This window comes from Dactylosporangium sp. CA-152071, assembly GCF_050936335.1.
Taxonomy (GTDB): Bacteria; Actinomycetota; Actinomycetes; order Mycobacteriales; family Micromonosporaceae; genus Dactylosporangium; species Dactylosporangium maewongense.
On sequence record NZ_JBNJMZ010000001.1, the window covers coordinates 6193307 to 6208901 of the forward strand.

Consider the following 15595-nt stretch of genomic DNA (forward strand, 5'->3'; position numbering starts at 1 on the left):
ATCAGTCGATCACCGGATGAGTGCCAGAGCCCAATTGCGTGAGCGCTGACACGGGCGCCGGTATTTCGCCGCGAGGGTCGACAGCATCGACCGTTCCATGACGCCGCGGAGCTTGTTGAGCCAGTTGATGTTCCCGGCCATCTGGTAGTACTGGACGTAGCCTCGATACTCCGCGCCGAAGGCGGCGACGATGTTGTAGTCGCTGGTGCGGATCAGGTCGTTGCGGATCAAGGGTTTGCCTTGTCCCTGCAGGTAGGTTCGGCATCTGGTGTTCACGGCTTCTGGTGGGACGCCGAGCGCGATGGAGCCGTTGAGCGACCGGCCGCCCTTGGTGTGCCAGGTGTCGGCCTGCCGGGTCCAGATGTCGTAGCCGAGGAACCGCGCCTTGCGGGTGCGGGCGTGGGTGGTCAAGGTTTTCTCGGTGGAGAGGTCGAGCTTCAACGTGCCGTGGAGGAACGCGGTGAGCTCGTTCTTGATCTGTTCGGCTTCGGCCTTGGTGCCGGCGAACCCCAGAAGGTGATCGTCGGCGTAACGCAGATAGCGCAGCCGTCGGTAGTCCGGGTCGTGGACGTCCTTGCTGGGCGTCGACTGCTGGATCTTGCGGAAGGCGTTGACCTTGTCACGGTCGCCTCTGCTTCGCCAGTAGCGGACCCTCGCGGTGGCGTTCACGTATGCCCGGTTGCTGCGGCGGGCTGCTCCGCGTGTCCAGGCCGGGACCAGTTCCTGTTCCACGAAGGTGTCGAGTCGGTCGAGATAGATGTTGGACAGGATCGGCGAGACGACCCCGCCCTGTGGCGCGCCGGAGTGCGTGGCGTGCCAGGTCCAGTCCTCCAGGTATCCCGCCCGCAGCATGCCCTCTACCAGGTGCAAGAACCGCTGATCGTGGATCTGCTCGGCCAGGATGGCGAGCATGACCTCATGATCGAGACTGCCGAAGCAGTCGGCGATGTCGCCCTCGATGAACCAGGCGGTGCCCGTCCATGTCGAGGCGATCTCGTCGAGCGCGGTGTGACAGCCCCGCCCGGTCCGGAACCCGTGGGACCTGGCCGAGAACTGCGGCTCGTAGTACGCCTCCAACAGCAGGCGCACCACCTCACCGACCAGCTTGTCCGACCAGGTCAGCCCCAGGGGCCGCCGGGTCCCGTTCTTCTTGGGAATGTAGACCCGCCGGACCGGCGCGAACCGGTACCGCTCGGCGCGAAGCCGACCGATGATCTCCCGGATCACGTCTAGGCTCATCCCGTCGGGGGTCTTCCCGTCGACCCCGGACGTCATCGCGCCGTCGTTGGCGTAGACACGTCCGTAGGCCACCAGGAACAACTGCTCGTTGAACAGTTGCCGATACAACCGCTCCAGGGGCAGCTTCCGCCGCCCCCGGTCACGCAGGACCGCAAGGACCGTGTCAGCGCTCTGCATTCCGCATACCTCCACCGTGACTCACGATCCGCATCACCTGTGCCCCTTCGCCCTGTGAACGGCTTTCCCGTTCTCCCCGGCCGGTCGTGACTCCGGCGACTACTACGAGCACTCCGACACCGCCAGCCGTACTGGGACGGTGATCCCACGTTCGTCTCCGACACACATCAGCGCGGCTGCAGGCGCCCCACTCATCTCCTTCAATGCCCTCGCTGGGCATCGCTCCCGCCGCGAAGGTTGACCAGGACGAACCAGTACGCCCCGGCCACGACGGACACCGGTTCCAGATGCCGTTCCGGTCGCAGTAAAGTGCTGCCGCTGGAGATTAGGGTTCAAGCAATCAAGCCTTCGCCATACCGCGCGGGTCCCCCGAACGCGCTGTCCCAGGCATCTGGACCCAGCCGTCGGTTTCCTGGCATGCTTTTGTCCCCTTCACCTTTCGGCTCCAGGTAAGCCATCAGACCCAGCAGACCTCCCTTCGAGTCTGTCCCGCCTGAAGCGGGGATGTGTCAGAGCGCCTCGTGGCGCACTGGTTGCCCTTGACGGTCAGGATCCAGTGCGCGCCGCGCCTGGCGAGGTAGGCGACGTGGTCGCGTTGGCAGTGCAGCGCATCGGCGGTCACCACGGTGCCGCGCAGGTCGTCGAGGTGGTCGAGGAGGGCGGTGAAGCGGGTGATCTCGTTGGTTTTGGTGTCGACGTCGGTGCTGGCCAGGGCGATGCCGGTGTGCTGGTCGGCGGCGGCCAGGACGTGCCTGGCTGCATGGTCACGGCTTCGTGAGCCGCGCAGGGTCTTACCGTCCACGGCGATCGCTTGTCTGCTGCCGGGCGCCGGTGCGGGAGTCCTTGCGGCGAGCCAGGTTCCGATCGCCGCGGCGAGCAGATCGGGGTCGAGGGCCTGCAGCAGTCTGCGGATCATCGCCTCGGACGGTCGACGGTCTGCGTCGATGTCCAGCAGCACCGCGGTGTCGGCGGGCAGGTCCGCGACCCATTCGCCGATCGCGGTGTACGAACGGTAGCCGGCCACCACCGCGCAGACCGCCGCTGTGACCACCACCGCCAGACGATGGCGGATGCCGCGGCGATCGCGGGGATCGGGTACCGCAGCCAGGGCTGCGGGCAGGCCAAGAGTCAGCTCCGTGGGCAGAGCCCGGTCGGTGCGGGCGACAACGAGGCGATCAGCGGTGTTGGCGATACGGGCATGGCTCACTTCGGAAACGATCAACAAAGGCGTAGGAACCTTGATGATCTTCTGAACCGGTCATGCCCGCCCTGCTGCCTCCAGCAAGGGCGCGTCTACACCAATCAGCTCAAGCCGGACACTCGCCACGACTTTGCCGGGGCCCTGATGCGGCATCCCACGTCCTCTATCAACGCGGGCTGGACGCACTCTCATCGGACGCGAAGCGAAGCGTGCGTTCGGCGCTTTCCAGAATGTCGGCATATGTGCGAACTGTGAGCCGGCTCAAGTGTGCGTTGTACGACCTGATGGTCTGCTCTACCTGCTCCGTTGTTGCGGCTGTGGCCGGAACGCGGGCAGGATGGCCAATGATTACAGTGCCTCGGGCCCGCCGGAAATCGACGTCAAGATCGAGTTCGTTCCGGTATTGCGTGCGAAGTGCCGCACCCATTTCGTCAAGTGCGCGAAGATAATTAAGACACTGATTCACCGCTTCATGCACCTCATTGGAGACAATGAGATGGTTGCGATGACGGCGGACGAGGCTTGCCTCGGGGCCCTTCAGCTCAACGATTTCCAAACTTCCATCTGCGCATACCAAAGGAATATCGTACTGGTCGAGCGGGACGATTGTCCGTCGATCAACCATACCGATGTACTGCCCGCCGAAGATCCAGAACTGGCTGCCGATAGCTGCATGCATCAGGGTTTCGTTTGCCTCAGGCAGCAGTGCTAGGCATTGAAGGTCGGCCACGACCCTTCGGCGAGCGCGGATCACCGCCGACTCCGCAGCTGACAAACCTTCCGGCGTGGATGTAATTCCAGCTACGACTGCCGCAACGTCACCACCGTGCGCAAAAGCCCGCCCTAGTCCGCCAGCACTGACAGCCCCCGCCGTGCGCGCGATCGCTGATGCAGCCGAGTGTTCGCGAATGGCAGTTACGAAAGCATTGAACGAGTAGGCCTCAAACGGCTCGACGACGGTCCCAAGGTCGCGATCGACTGCCAGCAGGCATAGGGCATTGATCAACCGGTCAGCCATCATCCGCCCAAATGCTTCGCGTGCCAGCTCAAGATGTCGAGGGGAGTCTTTTGCCTGAAAGGCGAGAAGAATGGCCACGCAGGGCTTGTAGGGCGCCCGATCGGGGCCATCGAATGCTCGCGTCACATTGGTGGCTAGCGCAACGATTTCGTCGATTCGATTCATCAGGTTCTTGCTCAGCGAGCTCAACAGGGTCTTGATTTCTATCAAGGCCACAGGAAGATCGTCTTCGAATATCGCCACATCCCACACACTTGAGCGAGTGCTGTAGCTACCTTCGAGTTCAACCCGTCCTTGCGTTTCAATCGAATCCAAGGGAATACCCGCCGAGGCAAGGTCGGCCGCAAGGGCGACTTCCAGCCTGGCATTTAGGCGACCGATGCCAACATCGGACTGCGCCAGATACTCGAGGAGCTCAGCTGTGATCGCCGTCGCGTGCACCAACATGGCTGAATCCTGGCAGCTTCGCCACAGGCGCTCAACGCGCGGCTCGGTTTCCGCTCATCGGCGTGAGTGCGCGCCTGATCATGGTCGGTTGCGGTCCTCGACAGCCTACCGTCTTTGGCATGCGGTTTCGCCTGGTGGGCGGGCGTGCGATCGCGTTGCGCCGGGAACCGGATGTCCTCACATCTATACCGTCGGTGACGGTTCCGCGCACTGCTGGTAGTGAGTCGGTGAGAGTCGGTGGGCCGCAACCCGGTCTCTATTCCTTCATCGGGTGGTGTGGATTCCATCCGTTGAGGTGTGGGCGTAGGTCTTCCGGGTTCGGTTCGATGGTAAAGTTGACAGTTGTGAGCGTGGGGATACCGACAGTGGGGTCGATCTTGTCGGCACGAGCGCGTGCCCAGGCCAGCCAGGCGGTGAGCTCGCCGTCGCTGGCCGCCTGACCTGCGGCGGCGTGTTCGAGAGCGTCGCAGAACGCCCGCATGTTCACGGCGTTCTGCCACTGCTCCATCGCGGTGTGGAACGTCGTCCTGCGGTACTCCTCGATGGCGAGGTCGCGGGCCTTCGTGATGGCGTGCTCCCACTTCGCCTTGCGTTCGAGGTCTCGGCGTCGGCGCTCCTCGGCTGCCTGTTGTTCGGCAAGTCTCGCTGCGGCTTGCCGTTCCTGCTCGCGCTGCCGGAAGGCGGCGGAGATCTGTTCCTGTTCTTCGATGGCCTTGATGATGTCGGCGACGATGCGACCGGTCTGCTGTTCCAGGCTTCTGGTCGGGGTGTCGCGCCAGGTGAAGCGCTGGCCGGACTGGGACTTGATGACTTCGAGCCGGAGGCGGCCGGTGGCTACGCTGTCGAACTCCGGGATGTGTGCCCAGGGGCGGAGTCGTTTGGTTCGCCGTTCGTCGGCGGTGAGCACATGGGGTACCTGGTCGTACTCCTCGAAGAACTCGAGCGAACGCCGCGCGCTGCCGAACTTGACATACGGTTTCGGGTTCTTCGTGGTGAGGTTGACGCCGACGCGGCATTTTCGGGTCGTCCCCGCGTCGTTGATCACCCGGAGCAAGGCGAGCACGCGGGGGATCGACTCCGGCGCTACCCGCAGGTTGGTGGGATCCTCTTCGAGGACGCCGTAGTCGGCCGCCGCAGTGACACGTTCGTCGCTCTGGCCGAGCCGTAGCCGATTCCAGTCGGTGTCATAGGGCTGCGCCGCGGAGTACAGGCGGATGATGAGGTCACCTGTGTTGCGGCCGGTGTGCCGAAGCTCGTAGCCGTCCGGCACGAGTTTGTGCTGCTTGGCGGCGTGGATGGCGCGTCGGTAGTTCGCGCGGGTGTCGGCGTCCGGGTCCGACACGACGATGGTGCCGCCGCCGGTCTGGAGCCGCTCGATCAGCACGGTCGCTTCTCGGACCGCTGCCGGTGGCGCTGTCGACTGCTGGCCCTTTCCGTCTGAGGCCGCCAGCGTGGACGAGCCCTCCGAAGGATCGCCGGTCACCGTGTCGGTCGCTGTTGGGTGCTGGCCGTTGTCGAGGTAGTAGCGGCCGCGGTCGGTCAAGGCTGCGAACCAGCGGCCGTCCCGACGTGACACCGTGACCATGCGCCGGCCTTGCAGGGCCCGCGCGGTGTGTTTTGCGCCGTCGCCGGGCAAATCCGCGTCGGGGCAGCCGGCCTCTACCCAGCGCAGCACCTCGACCTGGTGCGGCTTCAGCGGCGCGGTGATGTCGACCATCGAGCAGTTATACCGACCAGCTCCCTCACCCGCATAGACCCCCATCATCCGGTAGGCGTAGACCATCGGTCGATGTCAGAGTGGTCCGGTACACCCGGGTCTCGCTGCCTCGCAGCAGATTGGCATCTGAAGGGCGGTTCAGGTGGCGTTCGATGCATCGCAGTTCGTCGTCGGTGACGAATGGGCATACCGGCTTCGAGACACAGCGCCCTCGGAACGCGTACGAATCAAGGCTGTCACTCCGAAGAAAGCCAGCGCGAGTATCGAGGTGGAGTTCCCGGACGACGGTCATCGTGTGCAGACCGTGACGTCATCTCGGCTGAAGGTCCGATGGGCGGACGTCGAGGCCTACGACACCCAGCAAGCAGCGTGGCAGCGTATCGCCGACTTCGAACTCGACTCCGTCGAACAGAGCGCGGTGGGCACCGTCTACTCCGCTCTCATCCCGGAGGAGGTAGCGGAGCTGGACTGGCGCCCGGTCGAGAACGCAACGATCATCAAGGACCGCGCGGCGCTGGCCGAAATCCTTCAGGTATCCGTCGAGGAGATCCTGGAGAGGGCCGAGTGGTTCGCCAACGACGAAGGCACGATTGTCTCGCCCGCCGGCACGATCGTGATCGCGGAGGCCGCCTGCCGCGCCCACTCGCACACCATCCTCGAGCACGTGATCGAGGAGGAGGCCGAGGCCCGGCACAAGTGCAAGCACGGCGGCCCGCACCCGTACCGCAAGGGCGAGGAGTCCAGTCCGGAATGGGAGTACTACTGGTACCGCAAGCACGTCCGGCCTCAGCACGAGCTGCTGCGGCAATGGTGCGGCCACCGGGCCGTGGCCGCTCACGAACGCCTCACGGCTGCTGAAGCGGAGAACCACCGCCTCGACCTACTCGTCGTGGAACTCATCAAAGCGCTCGACCTCGCCGGCGAGACCATGCAAGCCGAACAGTTCGCCGAGGAGCACGAACGCGACCGGATCACGCCCTACCTCGCCCGCCCCGTCGTCGACCGCCCACTGCACTGGTCCGAGATGCCCGTACGCGAAGTCAAGGTCTACCGGCGTCGCCACTGGTAGACGAGCTGATCGGGGCGCGGATCAGGCACAAGCGGCCGCGCAGTGCCCCAGATGGTGACCGAGCGGTTCGGCCCGTACTCGGCGGTCGCTGGCGCCAAGGGTCAGTCAGCCGGCGCGTGCTGCGGCGTCCACGGTGAGTAGGACGGCGAACTGGCGCATGATGCCGAGCCGGGCCCGGTCGAGACAAGGACGTTGTCGTGAAACACCCTGCCTGTCGTCGTCATCGGTGCCGGCCTCGTTGATCTGGCCGCCGCCGCCCACCTTCCGAGCGCAGCCTGCCGTTCCTCGTCCTGGAGGCCGGTGACGGCCCGGCCGCCGCCGTCCGGCACAAGGCCCATGTGCGGCTGTTCTCGCCCTGGCGGTATCCATCGACGACGCCGCCCGGCGCCTGCTCACCGACGCCGGCTGGGTCGAGCCTTCGCCGGAGCAGCTGCCGACCGGTGGGAACTCGCCGTGAACTACCTGCAGCCCCTGGCGGATCTCCCCGCGCTCAAGCCGCACGTGCGCTACGGCTCGCGGGTCGCCGCGGTGAACCGGCTCGGCCTCGACCGGCTGCGGACCGCCGGCCGCGACCAAGCGCCGTTCCTGGTCCGTCTCGCCGACGGCACCGACGTCCACGCACAGGCCGTCATCGATGCGTCCGGCACCTGGTCCACGCCGAACGTCCTCGGCGCCTCTGGCGTCCCCGCCTGCAGCGAGGCGGAAGCCGTCGCGTTCATCGAGCACGCGCTGCACGATGCCCTCGGCGCCGACCGGGAACGGTTCGCCGGCAGGCACACCCTGGTCGGCGGCGCGCAGCTTTCCGGTACGGCCAGTGTCGTAGGGCTGGTCGGCGTCGCAAGCCACGCATGATGACGTACTGCATCGGCTGACCAACCCGCCGTTTCGTGCCTCGTCGCTGGGCTCGCCGACGACGGCGGCGGTCTTCATGTTGCCGGCGGCGTCGGCCTCTTGCGTATTCAGCCGCCTAGCCGGCGTCTTAGGCGCCCGCTACGCGACCAGTTCAACCGTCCATCGTTCATCAAGCGTCCCGCAACGACCCCGACGCCGATATTTATTTGACGGGCGAACAGCTCAATTTCGGAGTTTGTCCTGAGTCGGGCAAGCTGGCCACTTGCTTCTGCGGGTATTAATATTTGCTGCGCAAAGTTGTCGGCCTGGTGCTCGATGTCGTCTTTGTCGCCCCTCTCGTCGGGCGCGATGTATGTGGTTCGCTTTGGGTGCAGCAATACGTGACCGGCTTCATGAAAGAACGAAAACCAGAGACTGTCTTCCGTCTTATATCTCCCCGACAGGACAATAATTGGATACGAGGCGTTGATCCACCGAGTCGCGCCGCATACGCGAGTGTTGGGTAATTGCGGTTCTCGCACTACCGCGATTCCGACTTCCGCGCACCTTCTCTGCAATTCTGGAAAAGCTTCGCCTAGCGGAGGGATCGTGAGTTCGCGCAGCTGCGGCACTATCCGCTGAAAGGCCTTGCCGTCATATTGTGATAGGTTAATATTCCCTGCTGCCACCTCCGCCAAGCGCAACCAGGTAGCAGTGGCGTAGGGGTCGACTGAAAATTTCCTGGACCTGCGGAAGACAGCCATGGGCTGATCCCAGATCTGTTCGTATGCATCAGGGTCGGCAACGCCGAAGAACGACAATATCTTCTCGACACGCGCCGGGCCGTCATCGGATGGACTCAGCACGCCTCGATCGATCAATGCCGGCGCCGGGAAGTGATCAGCCCACTGAAGATGCGTCTGGAGCCTCTCGCGATGCTGGGATCGGACTATCGAGTCGCGATACGCGGCCTCAAGCTGGTTCCATATGTAACTCGGGGTCTCCAGGACGCGCTCCAACAGTAGCGCCATTTCCACTGAGAGCGGCACAATGCCTTGGAGAACCTGGTTTACGTGCTTGGCGCTGAGGCCCGTTCGGACCGCCAACTCGGCCTGACTGATGCCACGCTCGGCTAGAACTCGCCGCAGCACCTGGCCTGGCGGCAAGGCATAACTCGGTCGCCAGGCCGCCGTGCCGGATTGCCCGTCCAACGTCGCCGCGTGAACCACGGGCTCGCCGGGACTGCCGATATGAGCCGCATTTCTCATCGTGCGCCTGCCCCACCCACTGGAACCGGAACACCGAGCAGCTGCATAACGGTCGCCTGCTGCACGTCGGATTCCTCCAGTTCGGTCGCCTGCACCATCGGTCGGCCATGCCTGTCCGTCGGCTGGAGACGAAGACCCACTCCGTTGGTGACGACGTCAATGGTCCACCTGCCGTCAGGGGTACACACGGCACTTATGTCAAACAGACCAAAAAGACGTAAATGACCCAAATTTCTAGCTTCAACGAGGAGTACCACACAGAGCATGAGGTCGGCGGCACGGGAGCCGAAGACGGCCTCCAGCGCCGCTTGGGAAGCCGCAAGAGCACCCAGCGCCTCGTCCGGGAAGACGACGTACACGTTGCCAACCTCCTTTTACCTACTAGGTAAAGATCGCCCTGCTACTCTTCACCTGTCCGGTAAAGAGTAGGCCACCGTGCCAGTCCGGCGTGGCTTGCCATGCCTGGGACGAGCCTGCCATCGCCGTGGCCACCCGATACACCCTGCGGCCGCACACCCGGCCATGAGCATTGGAGAGCACGTGCCAGGCACAGCCGACGACCACTTCCTCGATCTGGCGGTCAAGTCCACATCGGGCGTCTTCACCGCCCGCTACAACAAGAACAACAAGGCCCAGAAGGTCTTCGACGAGGCGATCAGCTACTTCGGCCTCAACGTCGCAGGGGGTGTGACGTACGTGCTGCGCCGCGACGCGGACGGCCGGACCCTCGCGCTGGGTGAGAAGTTGTCCGACCTCGGGCTCGTCGACGGCGACGTGCTGCTGCTCCAGACCAACCAGGCCCAGGACGGCTGAATGCACCCGGCCGACGTCGCGGAGTACGTCACCGAATCGGTGGAGGTGCTCCGCGACCGCCTCCGCCAGCATCCTGGGCTTACCGCCGACGAACCCGTCCTGGAAGACGCCACCCGCTTGTACATCCCGTTCGCCAAGACGGACCGGCAACTCGTGGCGCAGGCAGTCCTGAGCACGCTCGTGCTGCCCGGCGGCCAGCCCACCGCGTTCGTCTTTCAGGTACCGCTCCTTGGCGCTCCTCCCGCCACCCGGAACCTGGTGCTGCACATGGACCTGACCGACTACGACGGCCAGCCACCCACTGCGGAACTCCTGCGCGTGGACCGCACGCCACTGCCTCCCGGCGAATGGCCCAAGTCGCTCGTCGAGCGCGGCATCGTGCGAGACCACAAGAACTACGCCCGGCCGTTCTTCTGCCGCCGCGGCCTGCGCGAATACCACTCCCACCCCGAACACGAAGACGACCCGTGGGACCGCCACCGCGAAGAGCTTCCGCTCCACGCACTTGTCATCGAACTGCTCGTCGCGCTCCGCGACACCTGGATCGGCATCCGATGAGCAGGGTCCCGCCGACACTCGAGGTCTACGCCATCCCGCATGGAGTCCTCGAAGATACCGGTGCCCTCCTTCGCGAACGCGGTGTTCTCGGACTCGAGGCCGTGGTGCTGTGGCTGGGCCAGGTGGACGGACCCCGCAACGCCTCCATCATCACCGCAGTCATGCCGGGCCAGATCGCCTATCGCAGCGACGCCGGCTGCGCCGTCGAGGTTCCACCGGAAGCCCTCAGCGACATCGTCCGCCTACTGCCCGACGGCGTATTCGTCCTTGTCCGGATCCACACCCACCCAGGCGCCGCCTACCACTCACCGGTCGACGACACGAACATGCTCATCGCCCATCAGGGCGCCATCAGCATCGTCGTCCCCGACTTCGCCGCCACGCCGATCGACCTCACGCGATGCTCGGTGAACGAGCTTCGCCACCCCACCGGCTGGCGCGAACTCACCGACAAAGAAGTCGCACGCAGATTCGAGGTCCTATGAACGCCCAGGCCGCCCACCCCAGCGAACCCGACCCAGTCCGCCACGACCCTGCGGCAACACCGGCGGCCGCTGCGGACCGGAGACTACGTGTGGTGGCCGGCTCCGACGCCGACGGCCAGGCAGTCCTCGACCTCCTCGACCGAACGCCGATCCGGGTCATCCTCCCGCAGGGAACGCCGCAATGGCGGCACCAAGTCCTCGCACTCGCCCTCGTCGACCTGCTCGGCAGACTCTTCCCGAACCTCACCATCGCCGCCGACCGCGCAGCGACCGCTCACCCAGACCTACCACCAGGGCCAGCCCTGCTGACCGAACGACTCCACGCCGCAGCCACTAACGGAGCACTACTGACGAGGGGAACGCCCGACCGGCCTACGGTCACCGTCATCATCGGCACCGGCACACGACCCGACAACAGCCACGGGTCGCTCCTGTACACCGACGGTGGCGGCTGGCAGTCCTACAACGGCACGCTGCCGTCCCGCCTGCCCGACGGCCCATGGCCAGCAATTCCTGTCGGGCCCTTGGCCGCAGCCTGCCGCGCGGCCGGGCAAGCGACAACGGCAGCCCTCACCACCGTGGCACCAACCAGAGTTCCCGAGCCGAGTGCCTACGCAAGCGCCCTCACCCACGTCGGCAGCGCCGACCCGATCGACGACAGCCCGGACGCAACCCGCTGGGCAGGCGACGACCTCATACTGGACGCTGCGCTCGCCGGTGCCGGATCCGTCGGCGGAGCCGCCGTCTACACCTTCGCCATGACTCCGCACCTGTCCGGCCGTCTGGCCGTGGCGGATCCCCAGCGCCTGGAGGACAAGAATCTCGACCGGGCGCTGCTCGCAACCGCCGCCACCGCGACCGCCCGACACTGGAAGGTCTTCACAGTCAAACAGGCCCTTGGCCACCACGACGGTCTCCATGTCGACCCGCACCAAGGCACCCTGTCTGACTGGGTCGCGAATCAGCCGTGGAAAAGCCCTCTGCCGCTCGTGCTCTCTGCCGTGGACAGCGCGGCCGCGCGCCGCTCGTTGCAGGACTGCCTTCCGCTGGACCTCGTCAACGCCGCATGCCACCCAGACGAGATCACCGTTTCAGGCCACCGCACCGGCGACGGCCCCTGCCTCTGCTGCCTACACATGGAGCAGATACTCGACGCCGACAACGCCAAGATCCGCATCCTCGCCCGCGCCACCGGCTTCGACCACCGAACGATCGCCCAGTGGCTCGTCGGCGACCCGCGCCTGCAACGCCAAGTCCTCCGCCAGATCGAACGGCACCGCGGCCTCGCCCCAGGGGCTCTGGACCGTTACGAAAACCAGACACTGGAACACCTACGCGCCGGCGAACTCCTCTACGGCGCGAGCGAGCTCACCACCGCGACCGGCACCGTCGCCGTCGCGGCACCATTCGTCACCGCACTCGCCGGCGTCCTACTCGCCGCAGAGGCGCTCAAGCACGCCCACCCCGGGCTGCGTCCGTACCGTCTCGGCCCCACCGGCACGCACATCAAGTACGAGGAGAACAGGCACGCGGGCCCCCTCCACGCCCTGCACTCCATCCCAGCCCGATGGGCCACAAGCGAATGCCTGTGCCGGTCCACCCGCCGGCAACGCCTGATCGCCGCTCGATACGGATTGCCGGCGGCAGGGTGACACCGTTTACTCCCCCGTGGAAGATCCGATCCCCGAACGCATGTGCTGGCGTCAGTGCTTCAGGTGACGATCGTCCTCGCAAAGCCCCCGTCCGGGCGTTGTCCACGCTGCGTGGTGATCCCCAAGGGGGCGGCATCTTCGACGAGGAAGGTCCAACCACGATCGGCGGCGCGATCCGAATGCTGCCCACGGTCTTGCGCGTGTTGCGCATAGGCGGAAGCGTCAGGGTGTGCAGCGATGGGACCCGCTCAATGATCGCCAGCTGAGGCTTCTGCAGCGCATTGCCGCTGGTGACGATCTCAGCGGCCCGGACGGGGTGAGCGATCGCCGTTCCGGTCGCGCGCTTCACGACCGGGGCCTGCTGCGGGTGACGAGGAAGGGCGGCACGTGGCAGGCTCACCCGACCGACGCCGGCCGGTTCTACCTGGAACACGGCCACCACCCGGATCACCCTGAGCACCACGAACTGTCTGGCGGCTCAGCACCCAAGCAGACAACACGGAAGGTTGTCGCCGACACCCGGCCGGCGGACCGCGCACCCTCGACCGACGCGACGCCGCCCGGAACCGGTTCAGCCTCCCGGGCCTCGGCAATGACGGCCGACAAGCGTCGCGACCGGGTACAGCACGAGGACCACGTCACGGACGGCGAGAGCCTGGACTCGGAGACCGCACCTCGACCGAGGACCAGTGCGAGGCGGAGGACCAGCGAGGCGTCCACGTCTGCCGTGAGCGAGACGCCGGATCAACCAGCGATCACCGCCGACCTGGTGCTGTCGAGGCTGAGAGCAGCCGGCGGCAAGCTGGTGATCTCCGATGTCGGCGCAGAGGAGTTCGCGGCGTGGAGACACGCGGTGAAGGTCGCCCAGTTGCGGCTGCTACGCGCGGGACGGCAGCGGCTGACTCGGTGGACCGCTGGGGGCGAGCTACGCCTGCAGCTCACCCCCGTCCAAGCGGCGGATTCCGACAACGATGGGCCGATCGAGGAGGACTAGGAGGCATGGGTTCAAGCCTCGACGCCGCCCCCTGTGCTGCCGCGTACGGCGGAGTTCCTCGACCGCCGGGTTCCGGTGCCGTCATCGAAGGTGACGAAGCCGCACCCGCTGGTGGATGAGCTGACCGCCGCTGTGGAGCGGATCGATCAGATGTGGCGGGAGCGGTATGGGCCGTTCACGAGGCTGGCCGCGTTGCGCCGTCCGATCGTCCGGATGCGGCGCATCTGGCAGGGACTGATCACGGAGGCACTGTTCCGCGGCTACACCGTGTACATCGAGCGGGACCGAAGTGACCGTCACGACAGCGGCCGGCTGGTGGTGCAGATCGGACTGGACGTCTACGACATCGTTCTGCGCGGTGACAGCACGACACCGCTGTGCCTGTGGGTTCCCGACGACACGCAGCGGCGCCGTCGAGGCGACAGCTGGACCGACAAGGGCGGCGGGCCGATCGAGCAGCGGCTCGGTGAGGTGTTCACGACCATCGAGCGGCGCGCCGAGCGGGCCATCGAGCAGCGGGCGGAACAGGAACGGCGCGGCGCCGAGCGGCGGCGGCAGTGGAAGTCGGTGATGGCCGAGGCCACGAAACTGTATGAGGAGGACCAGCGGCGGGAGGCGATCGCCAGCCGGATCGCGGACGCCGAGTACGCCGACGACGTCCGTGCGTACGCTCACGCGTTGCTGGTTCGTGCGGCGGAACTCGACTCGCCGCGTGGTGACAGCGTGCTGGCTTGGGCGGCGTGGGCGCGGAAGTACGCCGATGGCATCGATCCCCGGCGGCTCCAGGTGGGGATGCCGACGATTCCGGGGCCTCAGCCGGACCAGCTGAAGCCGTACCTGCGTGGCTTCTCCCCGTACGGTCCCTACTGACTCCACCAGCGCCGGTTCGGATGCCACGGCCGCGGCGCTGGCGCCTCGGTCCGCGCCGGTGCCGTCGCCCGGCGTTGCTCGGTGTAACGTTCCCGCGCCAGCTCCTCCTCGGTCGGCGGCGCTGGCATCCCGCGAGGGTCCACGGTCGGGTCGAGGTCATCGGCGTACCGGCGAGCCCACGTCAGCCACTCATCGCGTGGGGAGAGGCCCGCGGCGACCATCTGGTCGCAGTGCCAGCGGATGTCCTGCGCCTGCCGCCAGGCCAACACCTCGTCGTGGAGAAGCCGCGCACGATGCCTCGTCAGGATCGCTTCCTGTTCACGTCGCAGGCGTTCCTCTTCGCGCCGTTCACGGTCCCGCTGTTCGGCGGCGACCGCCGCGGCCCGCTGGTCGATCTCGTCGAGAATCGCGGACAGTTCCTGCTCGACCGGGCGCTTCGCGTAGTCCGCCCACTCGTCGGCTCCCTTACCCGGGCCGTCGATACGGACCGCCAGCCGCAGTTCCCACCGCGCGCCGCTGGACTCGAAGACCTCGACACCGTAGGAGGCGCCTGAGGCGGCAACCGTCATGAGCGTCGGCGGCGTGCTCGCGTGGACTTCGTGGCCGCGCCGCAACGCCTCCCGGGCCAACGCCTCGAGCAGCAGGAGGGCACGCGATCGGTTGCGTTGCGACGCGGGCAGCCGATGCGGCTGATCACGCAACGCGTCAACCACCGGATGGGGATCGACGAGTTCGTCCGGCACCGTGATCGGCTCCGACGGCGAAACGCGGTAGCGCTGCGACGGGTGCTCACCCGGACGTAGTTCGATCACCAGATCACCGCTGTCACGACCGCGGTGCAGCAGATGCCATCCGTCCGGGATGTGTCCATCGCGGCGCAGCAGGTGCAGCACCGACCGCCACGCTGCCCGCACCTCCTGCGGCGGATCGATAACGCTCACCACGCCGTCGTTGGCCTCAAGCAGTTGCAACAGCGCGGCGGGCGTTGTCGGCGGCCACGCCGCCCGGGCTGCCGATGGTCTGTGGGTCATCGCTACACATCCATTGCCATACCGTCGCGGACCGTTCGCGCTGGTACGACCGCGTTGGGTGTACTGGAGGGCATGGTGCAGCATGCCATGACACGACGTTCATCCGCCCCCTCGCTTCCCTCTCGCTCGTAGCCGACGATGGCGTGGACGCCCTCGCAGTCGAGCCAGCCGATCTCCGGACGTGGCGATGGTAGGCCGAGCTCGATCATGCGCAGCCGGTGCGCT

At 66.2% G+C, this 15595-nt stretch carries 16 protein-coding genes; 8 read left to right on the forward strand and 8 right to left on the reverse strand.

Annotated features, from left to right (window positions below; all coding sequences use genetic code 11):
* Nucleotides 1-9: 9 nt before the first annotated feature.
* The 4 genes from ACQEVZ_RS27735 to ACQEVZ_RS27750 form a co-directional block, all read right to left on the reverse strand.
* A complete protein-coding gene (locus ACQEVZ_RS27735) occupies nucleotides 10-1416 on the reverse strand; it encodes a reverse transcriptase/maturase family protein (protein ID WP_433371635.1) in 1407 nt (468 codons plus the stop codon).
* A 457-nt stretch (nucleotides 1417-1873) separates the two neighbouring features.
* Nucleotides 1874-2641: an ISAs1 family transposase gene (locus tag ACQEVZ_RS27740; RefSeq protein ID WP_433371638.1), complete on the reverse strand. Its 768-nt coding sequence runs from the start codon at nucleotides 2639-2641 to the stop codon at nucleotides 1874-1876.
* 142 nt (nucleotides 2642-2783) lie between these two features.
* A complete protein-coding gene (locus tag ACQEVZ_RS27745) occupies nucleotides 2784-4082 on the reverse strand; it encodes a Shedu anti-phage system protein SduA domain-containing protein (RefSeq protein WP_433371641.1) in 1299 nt (432 codons plus the stop codon).
* A gap of 256 nt (nucleotides 4083-4338) precedes the next feature.
* Complete coding sequence (locus tag ACQEVZ_RS27750; protein ID WP_433371644.1) at nucleotides 4339-5799, reverse strand: hypothetical protein; 1461 nt, start codon at nucleotides 5797-5799, stop codon at nucleotides 4339-4341.
* Nucleotides 5800-5941: 142 nt separating this feature from the next.
* On the opposite strand from ACQEVZ_RS27750, the gene ACQEVZ_RS27755 reads away from it, so the two are divergent.
* Complete coding sequence (locus tag ACQEVZ_RS27755) at nucleotides 5942-6868, forward strand: hypothetical protein (RefSeq protein ID WP_433371647.1); 927 nt, start codon at nucleotides 5942-5944, stop codon at nucleotides 6866-6868.
* A gap of 105 nt (nucleotides 6869-6973) precedes the next feature.
* Here ACQEVZ_RS27755 and ACQEVZ_RS27760 read toward each other — a convergent pair whose 3' ends face one another.
* Nucleotides 6974-7129: a hypothetical protein gene (locus tag ACQEVZ_RS27760; protein WP_433371650.1), complete on the reverse strand. Its 156-nt coding sequence runs from the start codon at nucleotides 7127-7129 to the stop codon at nucleotides 6974-6976.
* Between the two features lie 192 nt (nucleotides 7130-7321).
* Here ACQEVZ_RS27760 and ACQEVZ_RS27765 point away from each other — a divergent pair, with 192 nt between their 5' ends.
* Nucleotides 7322-7720 carry a hypothetical protein gene (locus ACQEVZ_RS27765; RefSeq protein WP_433371653.1) on the forward strand — a complete coding sequence of 133 codons (399 nt, stop codon included), beginning with the start codon at nucleotides 7322-7324 and terminating at the stop codon, nucleotides 7718-7720.
* Nucleotides 7721-7827: 107 nt separating this feature from the next.
* Here ACQEVZ_RS27765 and ACQEVZ_RS27770 read toward each other — a convergent pair whose 3' ends face one another.
* Complete coding sequence (locus ACQEVZ_RS27770) at nucleotides 7828-8967, reverse strand: ImmA/IrrE family metallo-endopeptidase (protein WP_433371656.1); 1140 nt, start codon at nucleotides 8965-8967, stop codon at nucleotides 7828-7830.
* The gene (locus tag ACQEVZ_RS27775; RefSeq protein WP_433371659.1) at nucleotides 8964-9326 is read right to left on the reverse strand and encodes a hypothetical protein; all 363 of its coding nucleotides are present in this window, start codon (nucleotides 9324-9326) and stop codon (nucleotides 8964-8966) included. The genes ACQEVZ_RS27770 and ACQEVZ_RS27775 overlap by 4 nt, the downstream gene beginning before the upstream one ends.
* A 181-nt stretch (nucleotides 9327-9507) precedes the next feature.
* On the opposite strand from ACQEVZ_RS27775, the gene ACQEVZ_RS27780 reads away from it, so the two are divergent.
* The 6 genes from ACQEVZ_RS27780 to ACQEVZ_RS27805 all read left to right on the forward strand — a co-directional run bounded on the left by ACQEVZ_RS27780 (nucleotide 9508) and on the right by ACQEVZ_RS27805 (nucleotide 14339).
* Nucleotides 9508-9780 carry a hypothetical protein gene (locus ACQEVZ_RS27780; RefSeq protein WP_433371662.1) on the forward strand — a complete coding sequence of 91 codons (273 nt, stop codon included), beginning with the start codon at nucleotides 9508-9510 and terminating at the stop codon, nucleotides 9778-9780.
* The gene (locus ACQEVZ_RS27785; RefSeq protein ID WP_433371665.1) at nucleotides 9781-10338 is read left to right on the forward strand and encodes a hypothetical protein; all 558 of its coding nucleotides are present in this window, start codon (nucleotides 9781-9783) and stop codon (nucleotides 10336-10338) included.
* Nucleotides 10335-10823, forward strand: a complete 489-nt coding sequence (locus ACQEVZ_RS27790; protein WP_433371668.1) for a hypothetical protein — start codon at nucleotides 10335-10337, stop codon at nucleotides 10821-10823. The genes ACQEVZ_RS27785 and ACQEVZ_RS27790 overlap by 4 nt, the downstream gene beginning before the upstream one ends.
* Before the next feature lie 92 nt (nucleotides 10824-10915).
* The gene (locus tag ACQEVZ_RS27795) at nucleotides 10916-12475 is read left to right on the forward strand and encodes a ThiF family adenylyltransferase (RefSeq protein WP_433371671.1); all 1560 of its coding nucleotides are present in this window, start codon (nucleotides 10916-10918) and stop codon (nucleotides 12473-12475) included.
* A 229-nt stretch (nucleotides 12476-12704) separates the two neighbouring features.
* Nucleotides 12705-13469, forward strand: coding sequence for a hypothetical protein (locus ACQEVZ_RS27800; RefSeq protein ID WP_433371674.1), 765 nt, complete (start codon nucleotides 12705-12707; stop codon nucleotides 13467-13469).
* Nucleotides 13470-13502: 33 nt separating this feature from the next.
* On the forward strand, nucleotides 13503-14339 hold the full coding sequence (locus tag ACQEVZ_RS27805; RefSeq protein WP_433371677.1) for a hypothetical protein: 837 nt from the start codon (nucleotides 13503-13505) through the stop codon (nucleotides 14337-14339).
* Here ACQEVZ_RS27805 and ACQEVZ_RS27810 read toward each other — a convergent pair.
* Entirely contained in the window at nucleotides 14333-15370 is a 1038-nt protein-coding gene (locus tag ACQEVZ_RS27810) for a hypothetical protein (RefSeq protein ID WP_433371680.1), read from the reverse strand. The genes ACQEVZ_RS27805 and ACQEVZ_RS27810 overlap by 7 nt on opposite strands.
* Nucleotides 15371-15595 lie beyond the last annotated feature (225 nt).